Here is a 19,097-nt window from a genome sequence, read left to right on the forward strand (position 1 = left end):
ATCGAATAGAGGCTGTCGCGATACAGTTAAGGCTGGTCGACGATTACGAGCAATGAAGAGAAGACGTCCCTCGGCACTCCCGGCGTATTGACGCCGTCCACTTTGTTGATCGGCGTATTTCTGATCTCGTATTCATCCGTGCCTTCGTTCAACGTTACCTCCGTAGAGGAACCGCCGCCGTCCATATTCAACGCTTGATAGGCGCCAAGTTCCTTCATGTACAATCCGAGCTCCTCGATGTAAAATCCGGTGGATCCATTGGCGCCGCGCCCATCGACGACGGCAAAGAACACGTTCCCATCGCTGCGGATGCCGACTGCCGTCCGAGGATGCCGGTCGGCATGCCGGTAGTACGTCTGCTCGTCGTAATTCGGATCCGACGGGTCAGAGACGACCAGTCCGTTGAAATTTTGCGCGACGCCGTCCTTCACCATCCAGTACTGCCCGCCGGAAGCCTCGTACAGATCGTTCTTATTCTTCTCCCAATCCTCCCCATAGTTGCCGATCATCGCCGTCCCGTCGTCCTTGATGCCGAAGAATCCGTGGAACGGATAGCTTTTGCCATCGGCCCCGCTGGTACGGACTCCGTTGATGATCGAGGACCCGTCCTTGATCATATACCCTTCCGGCCCTTGCTCCGTATAAAATTCTCCATTGACGCCCGCTACGACTTTCTTCCCTGGAATAACGGTCGTAGCCGCCTGCACGGCGACATTGCCCTTGATGACGTCATGACCTTCGGCATCCACCGTGCGGATATAATCGCCATTCGCGTCCGTCGGCGGAATCCGGTTGCCTTTCACCCCGACGATGATATGGTTTTGCGGCAGGTTGATCGCGACTTCGATAATGTTGGCCTTCTGCCTATTACCGTTCGCATCAATGAAGTCCATCTGCCGGTGGTCGACTCCGGTCGAGAGCGTCTCCGTCTCGTCGCGCAGCACCCGGAAAATGATCGGGTTGCGATCCGGCGTAGGAACGGTGCCAAAATATCGCAGGACCGGACGCTTCGCAGCCGCGTCCATCTCCCATATCTGATCGAAATTCCAGCCAAGCGTCGTCTCGTACGCGGACTGAAGAGCGAGCGCCGCATCGGTGACGGACAACCCTTTGTTGTTGGTTACGGTACCGCCGGTCACAGTCTTGCCCTGGACGAGCGCATTGGACGAAGCAATGTTGTTTTGGAACGTTGGCGTTCCGTTCACGCGTCCGGTTATCCGGGAAATCGTGTCTCCGGTCCCGTTATCGATCGTACCCGCCAGCAGTGCGTTGTCCCTGATGACGGCTCCTGTATAAGCATAAGCGGAGAGACCGCCCGTATTATTTACTTCGGAGTACACGTGCGGCTTCGCATAGGAGGATTCCAGCGTCGAGCCGCTTTCGGACACGGCCACCAGCGCGCCGCTCTCCACCTTCGCCTTGACGATGGCATCGGTATAACTGTTCTTGACGATACCGAAATTATGCGCGGCAATGCCCGCGCTTCGGTAGCCGCCGGTGACGACGCCGGTGACGAAGCTTTCCCGGATCATACCGCGGTTTTCGGCGGCGATGCCGGCCGCCCAATGGTCGGAATCGTCGCTGTTGCCGACGATGGCCGCATCGACAAGCCCGAGCTTCTCGACGATGCCGTTGTTGACTGCGAGGAGCGCCGCTTTCGGATGGTTCGCATCCGCCGTGACGGTCAATCCGATGATGGCATGCCCATCTCCATTCAGCGTGCCGCTGAACGAGGCGATTGGCGTGAACCGGCCAGTCAGCACGATATCATTCGTCAGCTTGTAGTCGCCGGACGGATTGCCGCGGATGAGGTTCAAGTCGGCCGCCGTGGAGATTTCGGTCGGCGTGCTTTCCTCCGCCCGCAGGATCGGCCGACCCAGAGCCGCGCTCATATCCCATACGGAGTAGAAATCCCAGCCAAGCGTCGATTCATAGGTAGCTTCCATGGCGAGCGACGCATCGGTGACGGACAAGCCCTGATTGTTCGCCGCGGTGCCGCCGGAGACGGCTGCGCCCTGAACGAGGGCATTCGTCGAGGCGATATTGTTCTGGAATGTCGGCGTGCCATTCAGCCGTCCCGCGATACGGGCGATATTGCTGCCGCTGCCGCTGTCGATCGTGCCCGCCAACAGCGCGTTATTGCGGATGACCGCGCCCGTATACGCATACGCGGTAAGGCCCCCCGTATTGTTCGTATCGGAATGGACGTCCGGCACCGCGTAGGAGGATTCCAATGTCGAGCCGTTCTCGGACACCGCCACCAACGCGCCGCTTTCCACTTTGGCGTCGACGGAGGCGACGGAATAGACGTTCCGGACGATATGGCGGTTCGTGATTGCGATGCCTGCGCTGCGATAGCCGCCTGACACCGTCCCGGTCACGAAGCTCTCCTCGATCGTTCCGTTGTTCGTCCCGACGATGCCGCTGGCCCAGTAAGTGGAATTCGTATCGAGACTATGGATATTCACGTCGATGAAGCCGACGCTCTTGATCAAGCCTTCATTATCTACAATGAAGGCGGCCTTGGGCTGGCTCGCGCTTCCCGTAATGGTCAGATCGGAGATGAGATGGCCGTTCCCGTCCAGCGACCCGCTGAACGAAGCGAGCGGCACGAACGACCCTGTCAGATCGATATCGGCCGTCAGTTGGAAGCTGCCGGAAGGGTTGCTGCGGATCTGCTCAAGGTCTGCCTGGCTGTCAATGGATATGACGGCTTCCGCGGATGCCGAGCCGGTAAATGGAGCAAGCGAGTTCAAGGCCATAATCATGGCCAAAGATAAGAGCAAATGAACGATTTTTCTTGAATAAATCATTATTTTCCCTCCCGGTTAACTTGCATTAAAATCGATCAGAATCCTTCGTCGATATGCGTTCTGCATGCGCCGTCGACACCCTGTCGAACTCCGGATTCTCTCATCTGGCTCTCCTACTAAGCCCTATCCGACTCCAACCACACCGGCGCCGTCGCCGCGAATTCGCCGTCCGCCTGATAAATTTTCGCGAGCACGTAACGCTGCCTGCAGACCAGAGAAATCTTGCAATCCAGCGTTTCCCCGTCGTGTTCGACGGTGTGCAGCACCTCTCCCCGCTCGCCGAGAATCTCCGCCTTGACGATTCGACTGCCCGTATCGATGGCGAACGACGCCTTGATCTCGATTGCTAGACGGTCGGTACAGGGGATGCGCGATCCCATGATGGCGCCATTCACCTTGAACCACACCTTCAAATGGAGCGCCGACGTGAAATAGACGCGTTGATGCCTCACGGCGTCGTAAAAGTGCTCTGTCGTGAGCGCCTCCGCGAGGATGGCCGTCCGCAATGTGTTTTCCGTTCCCCACTGGCCGTTATGGTTATCCTGGCTGCCCACCGGCGCTACATGCCAGCCGTTGTCCAGCGCCATCACGTAATAATAGAGGCCGCCGAGCTCCCTCGACTCGATCGTGTTGATCTCGAGCAGGTGCAGCACGCGGTCCAGCTCCGCATCGTAAGGGGTGAAGCCGTCCAGATGGCGGTCGCCGCAAGACCAAGGATGGTTCCACTGCTGGATTGAATCGGGGTACTGCTTTACCGTCTCGTAATAGCTAGGGATATCGTTGTATTGCGTTTCATAGGCGTTAATAAAGAATTCCATGTTGTACGTATTCATATGCCCGAACTGGTTGTACCACGTGGTTTCCGCGCCGAACAGCGCCAGAAACGCGCCATCCTCCGTCATGCGGCCGGCTGTCAGCTGAATATCCGCCCATTTGCGGCTTTTCTCCCAGTCCAAATAATGATCGTACAAATTACTATGCTCCGTTATGGCCAGAAAATCGAGTCCGGCCGTATGCCGGGCATAGTCGTACGCCTGTTCCGGAACGCCGATGCCGTCCGAAAACCCGGTATGGCTGTGCAGATTGCCGAAGTAGATCTTGTACTCGCCGTCCGCGGGAGCCGGCAGCGGGGACGGAAGAGGCCTCGGTGCGGGCAGCGGCGCACGCTTGGCGAAAGCCAGCCAGTGTATCATCAGCTGTTGTCCGGGCGCCGCGTTCGTGACGATCAAGTAGATGTCGTGCATGCCCGTCAGCAGCCGACGGTCGTCATGCGCCAGCCTGCCGGCCAGAATCGACCATCGCTTCCACTGCTTGAACAGCGTAATCTCTCCTATTTTCTCGCCGTGCAGACTGCCCGCGCGCACCTCCAATACGACATGCTTTGCTTTGTCGAGATCGGTAAAGCCGAACTGTCCGCGCAGTTGATCGACGCCGCCCTCGGTAAAATCGACGCCGCGATACAAGAGGTAGCTTCCAACCCCTCCGCCCTTGAGCACGCGGTCACTTTGTCCTGGCTCGATATCGTCGACCTCCGTCTCCTCAAAGCCGGACGTTTCGTCGAAGGCGAGCGCGGAGAATTTGGCGGGCGACACTTTCTTCGGCGCAATATCCGGCTGGCCTGTACCGGCTATTTGCCCGTACGCTTGGAAATGCCTGATTCTCGCCGTTTCCCCTGCCGAGCAATACGTAACGGTCACGCGCAGATACCGTGCCGCGAAGCGGCAGACGTACCGTTCGCCTCCTTCCGGCATAGCCATTCCTTCTCCCTTCTCGAAGGCAACGAGCCAATTCAAATTGTCTGGGCTGTGTTCGATAAAGTAACGCGTATCCCCTTCCGCCCCGTACGTCGTGCTGATAAAGATGCACTCGATCTCGCAGAGTTGGCCCAAGTCGAGCTTCCACCACTTGTAATACGGCGCTCCCTCCCACCACGTATCGTCCCGGCCGTCGATCGCGTTCCCCGCCTCGAAGCCATTGAGCGCCTGCTCGGCGGTGGCGATTTTACCGGCGCTTAGCAGGGTCGCTTCTTGTCCGGAACTGACTTCCTGATTGACCTCGGTCATCGTTATTCGCCCCTTCAACGGTTTTTGTATTATCCTTTCACGGCGCCCATCATCACCCCTTTGACGAAATGCCTCTGCACCAACGGATAAAGGAGCAGCATCGGAATGCTCGCCACGACGATGACGGCGTACTTCATGCCTTCGACGAGCAACTGCTGCTCGACAAGGCTCTCTCCGTCTCCTCCGGTCATTGAGCCCGTATCCTCCCGAATCAGGATGCTGCGGATCACCATCTGAAGCGGCATTCGCCAATGATCATCCAAATAAATCAGCGCCGTAAAGTACGAATTCCAGTGCGACACGCCGTAATACATCGTCATGACGGCGATAATCGGCATCGACAGCGGCAGCACGACGCTCGTCAGCGTGCGGATGTTGCTGCAGCCGTCGATGAACGCCGCCTCTTGCAGCTCGTATGGGATCGACGTTTGAAAGTACGTCCGCATAATGATCATATTCCAGACGCTGACGGCGCCCGGAATGACCATGACCCAAAGATTGTCGTACAACCCGAGCATGTTTTTGTACACGAGATAAGTCGGAACGAGGCCGCCGTTGAAAAGCAGCGTGAACGTAAAAATAAGGACGAGCACGTAGCGGCCTCTGAAATCATTGCGGGACAGCGCATAGGCGCCCATCGTCGTCAGTACGATGTTGATGCTTGTCCCGACGACGAGGTAAAGCAGGGAATTCCGATAGCCCGTCAAGATATCGGAATTGTGAAACACCTTCTCGTAAGCGCTCAGCGTCGCGTGCTTCGGCAACAGCCAAAGCTCTCCCTTCACGATGGATAACGGATCGCTCAAGGAGGCGCTGACGATATACAGCAGCGGATACAGCGTGCCTAACGCAATGACAACCAGGATCGCATGAATCGCGAAATCGTACAGCAGATCCCCCCGGCTTGCTTTCTTCGCGTCGCCCATCGCTTGGCTCCTTCCTACCATAAGCTTGTGCCGCCGGCTCTTTTGGCTAATTGATTCACGGTCAGTATAAGGACGAGATTGATTACCGAATTGAATAGTCCCACCGCGGCGGAGAAGCTGAACTGCGACCCCAATAAGCCCATCTCGTACACGTAGGTCGAAATGACGCTCGACGAGCTGCGGTTCAAATCGTTCTGCATCAGGTAAATCTTCTCGAATCCGATATCCATGATCGTCCCGAATTGAAAGATAAACATGATGACCGCCGTCGGCACGAGGCAAGGAATCGCGATATGGACCAGCCGCTGCAGCTTGTTCGCGCCATCGATCATAGCCGCCTCGTAGAGATGCTTGTCGATGCCCGACAGGACCGCTATATAGAGGACGGAGCTAAAGCCCATGTTCTGCCAAATGTCCGAAAGGATGTAAATCGGCTTGAACATGCCCGGCTCCGTCATAAAATATACCGGCTCTCCGCCGAACAGGCGGATCAACTGGTTAACGAGCCCCGTCGAAGGCGACAGAAACGCCATGACCATGCCGACCAGTACGACGGTGGACAAGAAATGCGGCATGAAGGCGATGGACTGCACGCTCTTTTTGAACCATTTGCCTCGCGCTTCGTTGACCAGCAAGGCGAACAAGATCGGCATGGGGAATCCGACGAGAATTTGGAAGAAGCTGATTTCCACCGTATTGCGGATGAGCGTCCAAAACTGATAATTGTGGAAGAACCGGATGAAATGCTTCATGCCCACCCAGTCGCTGCCCCAGATTCCCTTCGAAACGGAAAAATCCTTGAATGCGATCTGTATGCCGTACATCGGCAAATATTTAATCAGCAGAAAATAAACGACGACGGGCAGCACGAGCAAATACAAATCCCAATTTTTACGCACTGAGCGGGGCAGCATTGCTTGTCTCCTCCCTCCGAACCTGATGCCGCGTTAACGCTCCTGCAGCCGTCAGTTCGCTTTATACCGCTCGTACGCGGTTTGATAAATCCGCTGAAGATCGTCCAGCCCCATTTTCTTTAACTGGTCCACGTACTTGTCGAAATCGCCGAGCGATGCTTTGCCCTGCACGAATTCCGCGGTGCGTTGCTTGACCAGACCATAAATATCCGACTCCAGCGTCTGCTTGTCCGCCGCTTCCTCCGCCGTAAAGCTGAATGGCGCCCAGAGCTCGGCGGGCAGGAAAGGTCTAAGGTGTTCCGCTGCCGCTTTCGCCGAAGGCTCGGTTTCGCCGCCTTTAAAATAATTCTCAAGAATGAGCGTCGGCAGGGAGCCGCCTGCATACGGAACGTATTTGGACACGACCTGATCGAAGGACGAGCCTTCCGGGATATTCCCGACGATGGCCGGCAGGAAATCGTAGTTGCCGTCCGCGTTCTTCTGATAGGTCTTCCCTTCCAGTCCCAGGTACAGCATCCGGATACCGTCTTCGCCGTAGAAATAATCGATCCAGCGCATCGTCGCTGCCGGGTAAGGATTCGTCTTGCTGATCATGAATGCGCCTCTCGAGCCGATATGCCCGCGGGCGCTCGTAAATAACCGGTCGCCGTTTGGCCCGGCAAGCGCTTTGTCTAAACCGGCAAAATCGTTCGCGTTGGTGTTGGCCCTGGCGATGACATTGCTGAACGAGAAGCTTCCGATTTGATTCTGCTCGTTCTTCGCCAGTACTTTCGTACCGTCGTTGGTGAAGATTTCCTTATCGATTAGATTTTCCGAATAGAGTCTATGGAGATAATCGAGCAGTTGCTTATAGCTCTCGCTGGCGGGGAAATAGCGCATCTCGCCCGAACCGGGGTCCACGTCCCAGCTGCCGTTGCCCGTTCCCTTGTCGCCCAGTCCGAATGCGCCCTGCAGGACGAGCATAATATCGTCGAGCGAGTCGGCCGTAAGCGGCACTTCATCATGCTTTCCGTTGCCGTTCGGATCTCCGTCGCGGAACGCTTTCAGCACGTTATACAGCTCGTCCGTCGTCGCCGGCATCGACTTTCCGGTCTTCTTCAGCCAGCTCTGGTTCAGAAACAGCTTCTTCGTAATTTCAATGCTCGGGGAATCGGTGAGGTTCGGCAACGCGTAGATGCTGCCGTCGGCGGTCGCGATCCCTTTCTTAACATCGGGGTATTTCTCCATGACCGCTTTGAAGTTAGGCGCGTATTTGTCGATCAAATCGTTTAGCTTCAGGAAAGAGCCGTCCGCGCCGTACTTGTCGACGTCGTTGTCGGGCATTTTCGTCCGGTAGAAGATATCCGGCAATTGGTCGCTCGCGAGCGCCAGATTTCTTTTCTCCGTCATATCGGCCGCCGTATATTCATCCCACTCGATATGAATGCCCGTCATCTTCTCGTATTCCTGCCAAGCCATAATGTCGTTCCATTCCGTCGGCTGCGCCGGGCTCAGCTGTACCATCGCGGACAACGTGATCGGTTTGTTCACGATCGGGAATCCGCTCCCATTGATCGCGCCAGCTGCATCGTCGCTATTTCCCGTACCGGAATTGGAAACAGAGGCGTTCTTGCCCTCATTCGTTTCGGCGTTCGTTCCGTCAGACGAGGACTGGCCGTTATCGTTGCAGGCAGCCAGCGAAACCACAGTACCGAGCAGAAGAATATATTTGATGCCAGAAAAAACCTTTTTCAAGAAAATACCTCCTCAAAGAGTTTGTTTGCATGCCTAGAATGAATGTAATCTCCTAATTTACATAATATTAAAAATATTCAGACTATAAGTTTTGGGGGTTAGGCTGTCTCTTAACGCGCTGGCAGTACGGGTTGTTTTGCAATGAAACCCTCCTTCGTAACCGTATCGTATGTAGAATAATCCGGCCGTTCTTTCGAACGGCCTGGATTCGTTCCTCTCGAACAGCCAGCCGCTTACTTCCCCTCGGATTGATCGGCGTACGCACCGTCGTAATTGGCTTTCTTTCTCAACGTCTGCTTGTATTTGTATTTATACTTCTCGCTACGGACATAGCTTTCGCAATATTCGACGCTGCGGTTTTGGGCCGTCGTTGCCCGCGTAAGATGCAGGACGGCCGTGTTTTTTTTCAATTGGAGCATCGTCGCGATTTCCGTCGGACAGTTAACCGCTTCCGCCTCTACCTCCGCCTCGTCGGCAATCAATCCCGAGCAGCGAAATATCGTGAGATACAGTCCGTCCTTCTGCAACTGGGCTTCATCGGCTCCTTCCATAAGCGAGCAGGGCGTATAGGCTCTCTCCCATGCAAACGGTTCGCTGCCGATAAATCGCAGTCTGGTAATCTCATATAGACTGTCCTCGTCGGATAGGCCGAATAATTGCTTCAAATGACCGGTCGGACTGCATTTCTTGAAGCCGAGCAATTGGAAATCGGATGAAAGTCCTTCCTTCTCGATTTCTTGGGATAAACTGTAGGTGCTCGACAGTTCGTTCACGAATTTTGGAAGGGAGACGTAAGTGCCTTTGCCCTGCTTGCGGACCAGATAGCCTTCCTGAACCAATTCTTTGAGCGCCTCCCGCACGGTAATGCGGCTGATGCCGTATTCATCGCACAATTCCCGTTCGCTTGGAATCTGGGAACCGGGGGACCAGAATTTGTTCTCGATCTTTTCGAGCAGTTTGCTGCGCAATTGGAATTGCAGCGTCATCGGCAGCGTATCGTCCAACACATTAATTCCCCCATCATCATCATAATATCGCGGGTCGCAAACCACCGGCTTCAACTGGTTATAACATTATAATATAATAATCGGGCTGTCAATTGGCATCCGTGTTAATTAATTGTAACCTTGCTGGTGTAGTCAACCACGACCCCGCGGACAATACGAACCGTCCGTTAAGCATTTAATCTCGAACCGCCGCCCGCTATCCAAGCCCTCGAAGAAAACGTTTGACAGCCGCTTCCTCGATATGGTATTTATTTATTAGTCAATAAATAACCGTGAGGAGTCGCTTCAGTCATGGCACCCAAAGACGATGCATCCCTTAACCGCAAAGAACAGATTCTCGATGCCGCGGCTTCGCTATTCGCGGAGAGCGGCTATTACAAGACGACGACCGCCGATGTGGCGCGCGCCGTAGGCGTAACCCAGCCCTATGTCTTTCACTTCTTCAAGTCGAAGGAATCGCTCTACCTCGCCGTCCTGGATCGGGCTTACAGGCGCATCCTGCACGCCTTCGCCGCCGTCGACGCGCCGCCCAAGCACCTGCAGGAAACGATGGGCAAAGCGTTCGTGGAGCTCCTCGTCGACCACCGCGACGAGATCCTGCTGGTCATGATGTCCTACACGACCTCGGAAGCGGCGGTCAGGGATTATACGCGCCGCGAATTCGAAACCATCTTTGAACGCGTCAAGGCGCGCTTCGAGCAGGCCGGTCTCGAGGATGCAGAAGACAAAGCGAGCAGCTTCATCGGCCACGGCCTGCTGATCGCGATGTCCGAGACGCTGAACCTCCCGCATATCTGCCGCTGGCGCGAGAAGGATCCCGAGAAATACGGCGTAAGCGCGAAGCCCGCGAAGCCGTCCACTTAGTTCCCGATGCACGAAGATGCTGCGAAGCCGCCCACGAGAAAGCAGTGATAACGGCTCACGAAAAAGCAGCTCTTGCGGCTAACGAGAAAGCAGCTCTTACGCTCACGAAAAAGCAGCGCCGGATGCGAATCCCCGTTGCTTTTATTGGACCGACTATTTATTTATCAATAAATAATAGTTCGTTACAATCTTCGGCCTATTATTTATTTATCTATAAATAAGTTATGAAAAGGAGTGTTTCGTTCATGTTCACCGCATCGCGCGTCAAACTGCTCGTCGTTACTTGCGCCGCCTTATTCATGGCCATGCTCGACAATCTCGTCATCGGGGTCGCGCTCCCCTCCATTCAGGAATCGTTCCACGCCAGCATGTCAGACCTCGAATGGTTCATGAACGCGTATACCCTCGCCTTCGCCGTATTGCTTATTCCGTTCAGCGTGCTCGGCGAACGCCTTGGGCGCAAGCGCATGTTTCTGGCCGGCATCGTGATCTTCACGCTCGGCTCCGCCCTATCCGGGATCAGCGAAAGCTCCATCCAGCTCATCCTGTCCCGCGCGCTGCAGGGCGTCGGCGGCGCCGCGATCGTTCCGCTCAGCCTGACGCTCGTCAATTCCGCGTTTCCGCCCGATAAGCGGGCGGCGGCGCTCGGCATCTGGTCCGGCATTTCGGGGCTCGGCTTGTCGATCGGCCCCCTCGTAGGCGGATTGATCGTCAACGGCGCGCCTTGGCAGCTGATCTTCTGGGTCAACGTTCCCGTGGGCATTCTCGCCTTCATCTTCGGCATGAAGTGGCTTCCGGAAGCGCGGGGCGCGCGCAGGCCGTTCGATCCGCTCGGCATCCTGCTGCTCGGCGGCGGACTGTTCGGCATCGTATTCGGGCTCGAACGCGGCAATGGCGACGGTTGGGGCTCCGCGACAGTCCTGTCCTTTCTGATCGGCGGGGCGGTGCTGCTCGGTCTGTTCTACCTCTGGGAACGCAGCCGCAAGCAGCCGTTCATCCGTTTCGAGCTCTTCCGCAGCTCGAAATACACGAGCCTGGTCATCGCCGGTTTCTGGATGAACGCCGGGATCTTCTGCGCCATCTTTCTCCTTACGCTGTTCCTGCAGCAAGCGCAAGGCTATTCCGCCCTGGAAGCCGGCGTCCGCGAGATGGCGTGGACCGGTTGCACCATGCTGGCCGCGCCGCTGGCGGGACTCGCGGTCGGCAAATTCGGCACCCGGACCGTGCTGACTGCAGGTCTGCTGCTGCAAACCGGCGCCCTGCTCGGCTTCGGGCTGGAAATTCTCGCGATGGGCGTCGATTTCTCGTTCGGCTACTTGCTGCCGTTCATGATGATGGCCGGAGCCGGCATGGGGCTCAGCTTCACGCCGATCTCGCACGGCATTCTCTCCTCCGTTCCGGAATCGGCCGAAGGCGAAGCGAGCGGCATGAGCAACGCGATGCGCGAGCTCGGCGGCGTGTTCGGCATCGCGATCGGCGGATTGGTGTTCCAATCCGGAGCGGCCGTGCAGTCCCCCGCCGACTTCGGCGACCACATCGTGCCGGCCCTGTTCACCGGCGCGGCGATGATCGCGATCAGCCTGCTCAGCGTGCTTGCCATCCGCGGCCGACAGGCCGGGCGCCGGGCGCTGGCCGCGAACGAACCGGCTTAAGCCGGAACTGCCACGGACGAGTGCCTGCGCGAACGCAGCAAAAAAAAGCCGAACGCATCTCCGCGTTCGGCTTTTGCTTGTCCGGCCGGGACGTGCTCCGGCCTGGCCCCGCCGGGGTGGGCATGCTTTGGCTGGTCCGACCGGGCATGTGCGCAGGGCGGGCCTCGCCGGCGTGGGCTTGTCCGGCCGGGCACGCCCCGGGACAGCTTCGCATGCGCCGATACATGCTAAGGCAGCAGGTACCCTTTCTCCACCGCTTCCTCCAGCAGCCCGGCGACGAACGGCCCCAGTGCCGGCGCGGCCTCGGCGACGACCGCCAGCCGTTTCCGCACGGCGTCGACGCGAACGCCGTGCGCCCGCCAGGCTTTGCCCTCGGTATAGAAATTGTGCAGCACCGGATGAAGCCGGTCCATCGCCGCCGCATATCTCGCTTCGGGCGTCCGTCCTGCCTCGAATTCGAGCCACAGGTCCGTCCACGCCGCCTGCTGGTCCGCCGGAAGAAGCCCGAAGATGCGCTTGGCCGCCGCCGTCTCCCGCTCCCATTTATCCGCATGCCCTTGGACGTCGTAGGCAAACGTATCTCCCGCGTCGATCTCGACCACATCGTGAATGAGCAGCATATGCACGACTTTCCCGATATCGAGCGCGGATTCCGCCGCATGCTCTTGCAGCAGCAGCGCCATCACGGCAATATGCCAGGTATGCTCCGCGTCGTTCTCGCGCCGCGAGCCGTTCATCAGGTACGATTGGCGAAGCACGTGCTTCAAGCCGTCGATCTCGCGCACGAACGCGATTTGTTTTCCGATCCGGTCGGTATCCATGCCATAAACTCCTTTGCGAACCTAGATTTACTGGCCTTCGCCTACTACCTTACCAGCCGCCGCGGGCTTCAAACAGGACAGATGTCCTCGACGTAGCCGAATCGGCTTCGCGCCGCCGAAGTCACTGCGGATGCCGGCCAAAACACTCCCCTCTCCCCGGGCGGCGCAATGAGGTTGTTGCCGGCGGATCGTCTTCTACGCGCCGCGGCGGGATCGGCGCCGATCGTTGCCGCACCCGCCTTTCCCCTATCCGCCGCTGTTACCCGCTGCCCAGCACCGCGCCGAACTGGTTCGTGAACATCTCGTAATAGGTGCCCCGTTGCACCATCAGCTCGTCATGCGAACCGCGCTCCATGATGCTGCCGTGCGCGATGACCATGATCGTGTCGGCGTCGCGGATCGTGTTCAGCCGATGGGCGATGACGAAGCTGGTCCGTCCCTGAAGCACGCCCTTGAGCGCGTCCTGGATATGCAGCTCCGTCCGGGTATCGATGCTGCTGGTCGCCTCGTCCAGGATGAGAATGGACGGATCCGCGAGGATGACCCGCGCGATGGCGAGCAGCTGCCGCTGCCCTTGGCTCAGGTTGCCGCCGTTCTCGGCCAGCTGCGTATCGTAACGCAGCGGAAGCCGGCGAATAAACGGAGCGGCGTTCGCGAGCGAGGCGGCCCGCTCCATCTCCGCGTCGGTGGCGTCCGGTTTGCCGTACTTGATGTTGTCCCGGATCGTCCCGGAGAACAGGTACGTGTCCTGCAGCACGATGCCGAACGCCTGCCGCAGGCTGTCCTTCGTATACGCGCGGATGTCCCGCCCGTCGATATGGATCGCGCCGCCCGTCACGTCGTAGAAGCGCGTCAGCAGGTTGACGATCGTCGTCTTGCCCGCCCCCGTCGGTCCGATCAGCGCGGTGCTCGTGCCTTCCGCCGAATCGAAGCTGATGCCGCTCAGGATCGGCACGTCCGGCCGGTAGCCGAACGAGACGTTGTCGAAGACGACATGGCCTCGCGGATTGATGAGCGCGACGGCGCCAGGCCCGTCTGCCGGCTCTTCCTCCTCGTCCAGCACCTCGAACACGCGCTCCGCGCCCGCCACCCCGGATTGCAGGATATTGAACAGGTTGGCGAGGTCGATGAGCGGCCGCGTGAACTGCCGGGAATAGCTGAGGAAGCTGGCGATGACGCCGACGGTAATATGCCCGTTGACCGCGAGCAGGCCGCCGACGATCGCCACGGCCGCGAAGCCCAGATTATTGATGACGTTCATGATCGGCATGAGAAAGCCGGAGCGGATCTGCGCCTTGATGCCGACCGCGCACAGCTCGTCGTTGACCGATTCGAATTCGTCGATCGCCTTCTGTTCGCGGTTGAACGCCTTGACGATCTCGATGCCGGAGATCGTCTCCTCGACATGCCCGTTCAGCTTGCCGAGCTTGTTCTGCTGCTCCTTAAATAGCGGACCCGTCGCGCGGGCGATCGAACGCGTGAGCCAATATACGGCGGGCACGGTGACCAGGCTCGCGAGCGTCAGCCACGGGCTGAGGACGAGCATCATGACGAGCGCGCCGACGATGGAGATCGAGCCCGTCATGACCTGCGCGGCGGACTGCGCCACCGTGTTGCTGACGTTGTCGATGTCGTTGGACATCCGGCTCATCAGGTCGCCGTGCGTCCGCGTGTCGAAGAACCGGATCGGCAGCTTCTGCAGCTTGGCGAACAGCGACGTCCGCAGCCGGCCGACGATGCGCTGCGAGGCGCCCGCCATCAGCCAGCCCTGCATGAACGTCAAGCCCCCGTCGGCGATGTACGACGCGACCATCGCGAGCAGGGCGATCTCGAGCGAGCCGAAATCCACGCCGCCTTCGCCCGCGCCCGTCATGGCGTCGATCGCCACGCCGATCAGATAAGGCGCCGCGAGCAGGATGACCGAGTCAATCAGCACGATCAGAAAAATGACCGCGAGCAGCTTGCGCTCGTTGCCGAAATACGACCACAGGCGCTTGAGCGTCGCCTTCAGGTTCTTGGGCTTGACGACGGGACCTCCGCGACCCGGAGGTGGACCTCCCCTGCCGGCCATGCCCATTGACGCCGGCATCGGCCGGGCCGGAGCCGCCCCTCCGCCCGGAGCTTCCTTCTTCTCGCTGCCTTCAGACATTGGCCTGCGCCTCCTTGCCGGTCTGCGACCGATAGATTTCCCGGTAGGTCCGGCAATCGCGCATCAGCTCGTCGTGCTTGCCCGAACCGACGATCTCCCCGTTGTCGAGCACGACGATCCGATCGGCGTCCATGACCGACGTCATGCGCTGCGCGATCAGCAGGCAGGTCAAGCCCTGCGCGTATTCGCGCAACGCCGCCTTGATGCGCGTCTCGGTCGCGGCATCGACCGCGCTCGTGCAATCGTCCAGGATGAGAATCGCCGGCTGCCGCACGAGCGCCCTGGCGATGGACAGCCGCTGCTTCTGGCCGCCCGAGAGATTGACCCCGCCCTGCCCGAGCTTGGTGTCGTAACCCTCCGGGCACGCCTCGATGAAGTCGTGGGCCTGCGCCATCTTGGCCGCCCGGATCATCTCCTCCTCGGTGGCGTTTTCCTTGCCCCACAGCAGGTTCTCGCGGATCGTGCCGGTGAACAGCACCGTCTTCTGCGGCACGATCGCGATCCGTTTCCGGAGCCGGTTCGGCTCGACGTCGCGGACATCCGCGCCGTCGACCTCCACGGTGCCGGCAGTCGCGTCATAGAACCGCGGAATCAAGTTGACGAGCGTGCTTTTCCCCGATCCGGTGGAACCGATAATGCCCACGGTCTCGCCCGGTCGGCAGCTCAGCGTGATGTCGCGCAGCACGGCATCCGTTCCGCAGTACGCGAACGACACGTCCTTGAACGCGATGCTCCCCGCCGCGGATGCCGGCGGATTCGCCGTCTTGCCGCTCCAAGCCATCGTATCCTGCTCCGCGAACACCTCGCCGATCCGTTCGGAGGATGCTTTCGCCCGCACGAACAGGTTGAAGACGTTGGAGATCATCAGCAGCGAAAACAAAATTTGCGTCATGTAGTTGATGAAGGCGATGATGTGCCCGACCTGCATATGCCCTTGGTCGACCCGCTGGCCTCCGAGCCAGATCACGGCGGCGATGCCGAAATTGACCGTCAGCATGATGCCGGGGCTGAAGACGGACATCATCCGCATGGCGCGGGACGAGATCGCCTGGTACGAGCGGTTCACGCCGTCGAATTTGTCCGTCTCGTAGTCGAACCGGTTGAACGCTTTGACGACGCGGACCCCCGAGAGGTATTCGCGCGACACGCCGTTCAAGCGGTCGAGCGATTTCTGGACCCTGGCGAACAACGGAAAGCCGATCCGCATGTTGAGGAGGATCAGCACCGCCACCATCGGCACGACGACGGCGAGCACCACCGAGAGCGGCGGGTTGAGACGGATCGCCATGATCAGGCTGCCGAGGCAGATCAGCGGCGATTTGACGAAGATGCGCATGAGGCCGTTCGTGAAGTTTTGCATCTGGGTGACGTCGTTGGTCAGGCGGGTGACCAGGGACGCGCGGTCGAACTTGTCGATGCTGCTCGCGCTCAGCGTCTGGATCTTGCCGAAGAGATCCGAGCGCAGCCGGGTTCCGAAATTCAGCGACACGTGGCTCGAGATCACGTTGCGCAGCGTTGCGCCCACCGCCCCGACGGCGGTCACGAGCAGCATGTACCCGCCGAAACGGACGACATAGTTCAAATCCTTGTTCGCGACCCCGACGTCGATGATGCGCGACATGAGCGTGGGCTGAAGGAGATCGCAAAGCGCTTCCAGCGTCAGAAACAAAAGCGCAACCGCGAAGGGCTTGCCGAATCGACGAAAATAAGGCTTCAGATAACTCAATTTCAGGACTCCTTGCCGAATTCAAATAGACTTGCCAGTTCTCGAAATCGCGCGTGCGGCACACTGGCCGCTCAAGGCGGCCGACAACGTGCCGGGATCCGGTATGCCGGCATTCCCGGCATGGCAAAGCGGTGATTCCCCCTCGGCGGAAAACGGCGGCAGATGCCGGCCCCCGGGCGCCGCGCCGTTCGGGGATCGCACGACGGGCAAAGCCGCGGCAAAGAGACCGCCGATGCCCCGCCGATAATGCCTGCCGATCGTTTGATTGCCGTCGCCCGTTCCGGCTCCGTTTCCGCTCTTATACTTCTCATTATAACTTGTGGTACGATAGGAATGGAAATATAAACGCAAGGAGCGTGCCATTATGAAAGAAGAGCTTTTACGCCGCTTTACCTCCTACATAGAAATCAACACGCAGTCCGACGACGAGAGCGCTGCCTGCCCGTCCACGGAAGGACAATGGAACCTGGCCCGTCTGCTCGAGCGCGAGCTGAAGGAAATCGGCCTGACGGACGTCACGCTGGACGAGAACGGCTACGTCATGGCGACGCTTCCGGCGAACACGGACCGTTCGGACGTGCCGACGATCGGCTTCATCTCGCACATGGATACCGCGACCGATTTCACTGGCGACGGCGTCAAACGTCAGGTCGTGGAGCACTACGACGGCGGGGACATCGTGCTGAACCGCGAGCTGAACATCGTCCTCTCGCCGCGCGAATTCCCGGAGCTGACCGGCTATAAAGGCCAAACGCTCGTCACCACGGACGGCACGACGCTGCTCGGCGCCGACGACAAGGCGGGCATTACCGAGATCGTCACGGCCATGGCCTACCTCGCGAAGCATCCCGAGATCAAGCACGGCCGCATCCGCGTCGCTTTCACCCCCGACGAAGAAATCGGGCGCGGCGCGCACAAATTCGACGTCCCGGCCTTCGGCGCGGACTTCGCCTACACGATGGACGGCGGCCCGCTCGGCGAGCTGGAGTACGAGAGCTTCAACGCCGCCCAGGCGGTGATCACGGTCAAGGGCGTGAACGTGCATCCCGGCACCGCCAAAGGCAAAATGATCCACTCCGGCAAAATCGCGATGGCGCTGCACAACCGGTTGCCGGCCGGCGAAGCGCCCGAATTCACCTCGGGCTACGAAGGGTTCTATCATCTGATCTCGATGCAAGGCAATACGGAGCTGACGAAGCTGGTCTATATCATCCGCGACCATGACAAGGAAAACTTCGCGCACCGCAAGGCGACCGTGGAAGCGATCGTGGCCGAGTTCCGCCAAACGTACGGCGAGGAGCGCATCCTGCTGGAGCTGAAGGACCAGTATTACAACATGGGCGAGAAAATCGAACCGGTCAAATACATCGTCGATCTCGCCCACGAAGCGATGACGAATCTCGGCATCGCGCCGATCGTCAAGCCGATCCGCGGCGGTACGGACGGCTCCCAGCTGTCGTACATGGGCCTGCCGACCCCGAACATTTTCGCCGGCGGCGAGAACTTCCACGGCAAATTCGAGTACGTCTCGCTCGAGACGATGCAGAAGGCGACGGAAGTCATCGTCGAGGTCGCGAAGCTGGTCGAACAGCGCGGACGTTAACGCTTCCCGCGCGTCGATTCTATACTGCGCTATACTGCACTAGTTTGCGCTATACTGCGCTATACTGCTCTATACTGCGACAACGACAAAAAGCTGCCGATGCGAATCGGCAGCTTTTTGTCGTATCCCCCGCTCGGGCGCGGCCGCATGGCTGCGCGTCCCGTGCTTGCCGAGCAGCGCGGGACGAGAGCGGACACGGTGAACCAGCCGCGAACGCCCGCCGCCCCGCTCATCGCGTACCGAGATGTTCCAGCGCCCAATCGCACCATTTCAGCTCGGTTTTCGCGTTCAGGATCTCGCGCTCGAGCAGGAAGAAGGGACCTAGGAATTGCGTCGGTATTCCGCTGTCGTCCTCGCCGTACGCTTCGCGCTTCAGCCTCAGCCGTTCGTTTCTCGCCTCCAGATCCGCCAGCCGCTGCTCGTACAGCGCGCGCCTTTCCTTCAGCAGCGCGATGGTCTGTTCTTCGTCGAACATGCTGATGCTGTGCATTTTCAACGCGAATTCGTCGCGGATCACGGGCTCGGACGTAGGCTCGGCCATCCACTTCTTCAATACCTCGATCCCGCTGTCTGTCACGAAATACACTTTTTTATCCGGCTTGTTGACCTGTTTGACCGATTCATGGCGGACGTAGCCCTGCGACTCGAGCTTCCCGAGAATCGGATAGATTTGACTGTGGTCGGCTTTCCAAAACAGCTTCATGCGCTCGATGAGATCGTAGCCGGAGCAGGATTCGATCGAGATCGCGCTCAATAGGCCGTACGACAACGTATTCATTCGTTTCAATCCCTTTACTTGAAGTTTAGAAATGCAGCCTATGTTGA

General features: G+C 58.8%; 13 protein-coding genes. 3 read left to right on the plus strand and 10 right to left on the minus strand.

The window, feature by feature from the left end; all coding sequences use genetic code 11:
* Nucleotides 1–26: 26 nt before the first annotated feature.
* The 6 genes from GT019_RS11845 to GT019_RS11870 form a co-directional block, all read right to left on the minus strand.
* Complete coding sequence (locus GT019_RS11845; protein WP_161743357.1) at nucleotides 27–2,813, minus strand: phosphodiester glycosidase family protein; 2,787 nt, start codon at nucleotides 2,811–2,813, stop codon at nucleotides 27–29.
* Nucleotides 2,814–2,929: 116 nt separating this feature from the next.
* On the minus strand, nucleotides 2,930–4,876 hold the full coding sequence (locus GT019_RS11850) for a CehA/McbA family metallohydrolase (RefSeq protein ID WP_161743358.1): 1,947 nt from the start codon (nucleotides 4,874–4,876) through the stop codon (nucleotides 2,930–2,932).
* 29 nt (nucleotides 4,877–4,905) lie between these two features.
* Nucleotides 4,906–5,802 (minus strand): carbohydrate ABC transporter permease, encoded by an 897-nt coding sequence (locus GT019_RS11855; protein WP_161743359.1) that lies wholly within the window; start codon nucleotides 5,800–5,802, stop codon nucleotides 4,906–4,908.
* Nucleotides 5,803–5,816: 14 nt separating this feature from the next.
* Nucleotides 5,817–6,716, minus strand: coding sequence for an ABC transporter permease (locus tag GT019_RS11860; protein ID WP_161743360.1), 900 nt, complete (start codon nucleotides 6,714–6,716; stop codon nucleotides 5,817–5,819).
* A gap of 51 nt (nucleotides 6,717–6,767) precedes the next feature.
* On the minus strand, nucleotides 6,768–8,450 hold the full coding sequence (locus GT019_RS11865; RefSeq protein WP_161743361.1) for an extracellular solute-binding protein: 1,683 nt from the start codon (nucleotides 8,448–8,450) through the stop codon (nucleotides 6,768–6,770).
* A gap of 233 nt (nucleotides 8,451–8,683) precedes the next feature.
* Nucleotides 8,684–9,457: a GntR family transcriptional regulator gene (locus GT019_RS11870; protein WP_161743362.1), complete on the minus strand. Its 774-nt coding sequence runs from the start codon at nucleotides 9,455–9,457 to the stop codon at nucleotides 8,684–8,686.
* Nucleotides 9,458–9,748: 291 nt separating this feature from the next.
* Between GT019_RS11870 and GT019_RS11875 the strand changes: the two genes are divergently transcribed.
* Both GT019_RS11875 and GT019_RS11880 read left to right on the plus strand, forming a co-directional pair.
* Complete coding sequence (locus GT019_RS11875) at nucleotides 9,749–10,321, plus strand: TetR/AcrR family transcriptional regulator (protein ID WP_161743363.1); 573 nt, start codon at nucleotides 9,749–9,751, stop codon at nucleotides 10,319–10,321.
* Nucleotides 10,322–10,566: 245 nt separating this feature from the next.
* Nucleotides 10,567–11,973, plus strand: a complete 1,407-nt coding sequence (locus GT019_RS11880; RefSeq protein ID WP_161743364.1) for an MFS transporter — start codon at nucleotides 10,567–10,569, stop codon at nucleotides 11,971–11,973.
* A 227-nt stretch (nucleotides 11,974–12,200) separates the two neighbouring features.
* Here GT019_RS11880 and GT019_RS11885 read toward each other — a convergent pair whose 3' ends face one another.
* The 3 genes from GT019_RS11885 to GT019_RS11895 form a co-directional block, all read right to left on the minus strand.
* Nucleotides 12,201–12,794: an HD domain-containing protein gene (locus GT019_RS11885; protein ID WP_161743365.1), complete on the minus strand. Its 594-nt coding sequence runs from the start codon at nucleotides 12,792–12,794 to the stop codon at nucleotides 12,201–12,203.
* Nucleotides 12,795–13,053: 259 nt separating this feature from the next.
* Nucleotides 13,054–14,943 carry an ABC transporter ATP-binding protein gene (locus tag GT019_RS11890; RefSeq protein WP_161743366.1) on the minus strand — a complete coding sequence of 630 codons (1,890 nt, stop codon included), beginning with the start codon at nucleotides 14,941–14,943 and terminating at the stop codon, nucleotides 13,054–13,056.
* Nucleotides 14,936–16,669, minus strand: a complete 1,734-nt coding sequence (locus tag GT019_RS11895; RefSeq protein ID WP_161743367.1) for an ABC transporter ATP-binding protein — start codon at nucleotides 16,667–16,669, stop codon at nucleotides 14,936–14,938. Before GT019_RS11895 ends, GT019_RS11890 begins: the two co-directional genes overlap by 8 nt.
* A 364-nt stretch (nucleotides 16,670–17,033) precedes the next feature.
* On the opposite strand from GT019_RS11895, the gene pepT reads away from it, so the two are divergent.
* A complete protein-coding gene (pepT, locus tag GT019_RS11900; protein ID WP_161743368.1) occupies nucleotides 17,034–18,272 on the plus strand; it encodes a peptidase T in 1,239 nt (412 codons plus the stop codon).
* A 229-nt stretch (nucleotides 18,273–18,501) separates the two neighbouring features.
* Here the strand turns inward: pepT and GT019_RS11905 are convergent, their stop codons facing one another.
* The gene (locus tag GT019_RS11905; protein WP_161743369.1) at nucleotides 18,502–19,050 is read right to left on the minus strand and encodes a PadR family transcriptional regulator; all 549 of its coding nucleotides are present in this window, start codon (nucleotides 19,048–19,050) and stop codon (nucleotides 18,502–18,504) included.
* Between the last annotated feature and the right edge of the window lie 47 nt (nucleotides 19,051–19,097).

Source organism: Paenibacillus glycinis (genome assembly GCF_009909185.1).
GTDB lineage: Bacteria > Bacillota > Bacilli > Paenibacillales > Paenibacillaceae > Paenibacillus_Z > Paenibacillus_Z glycinis.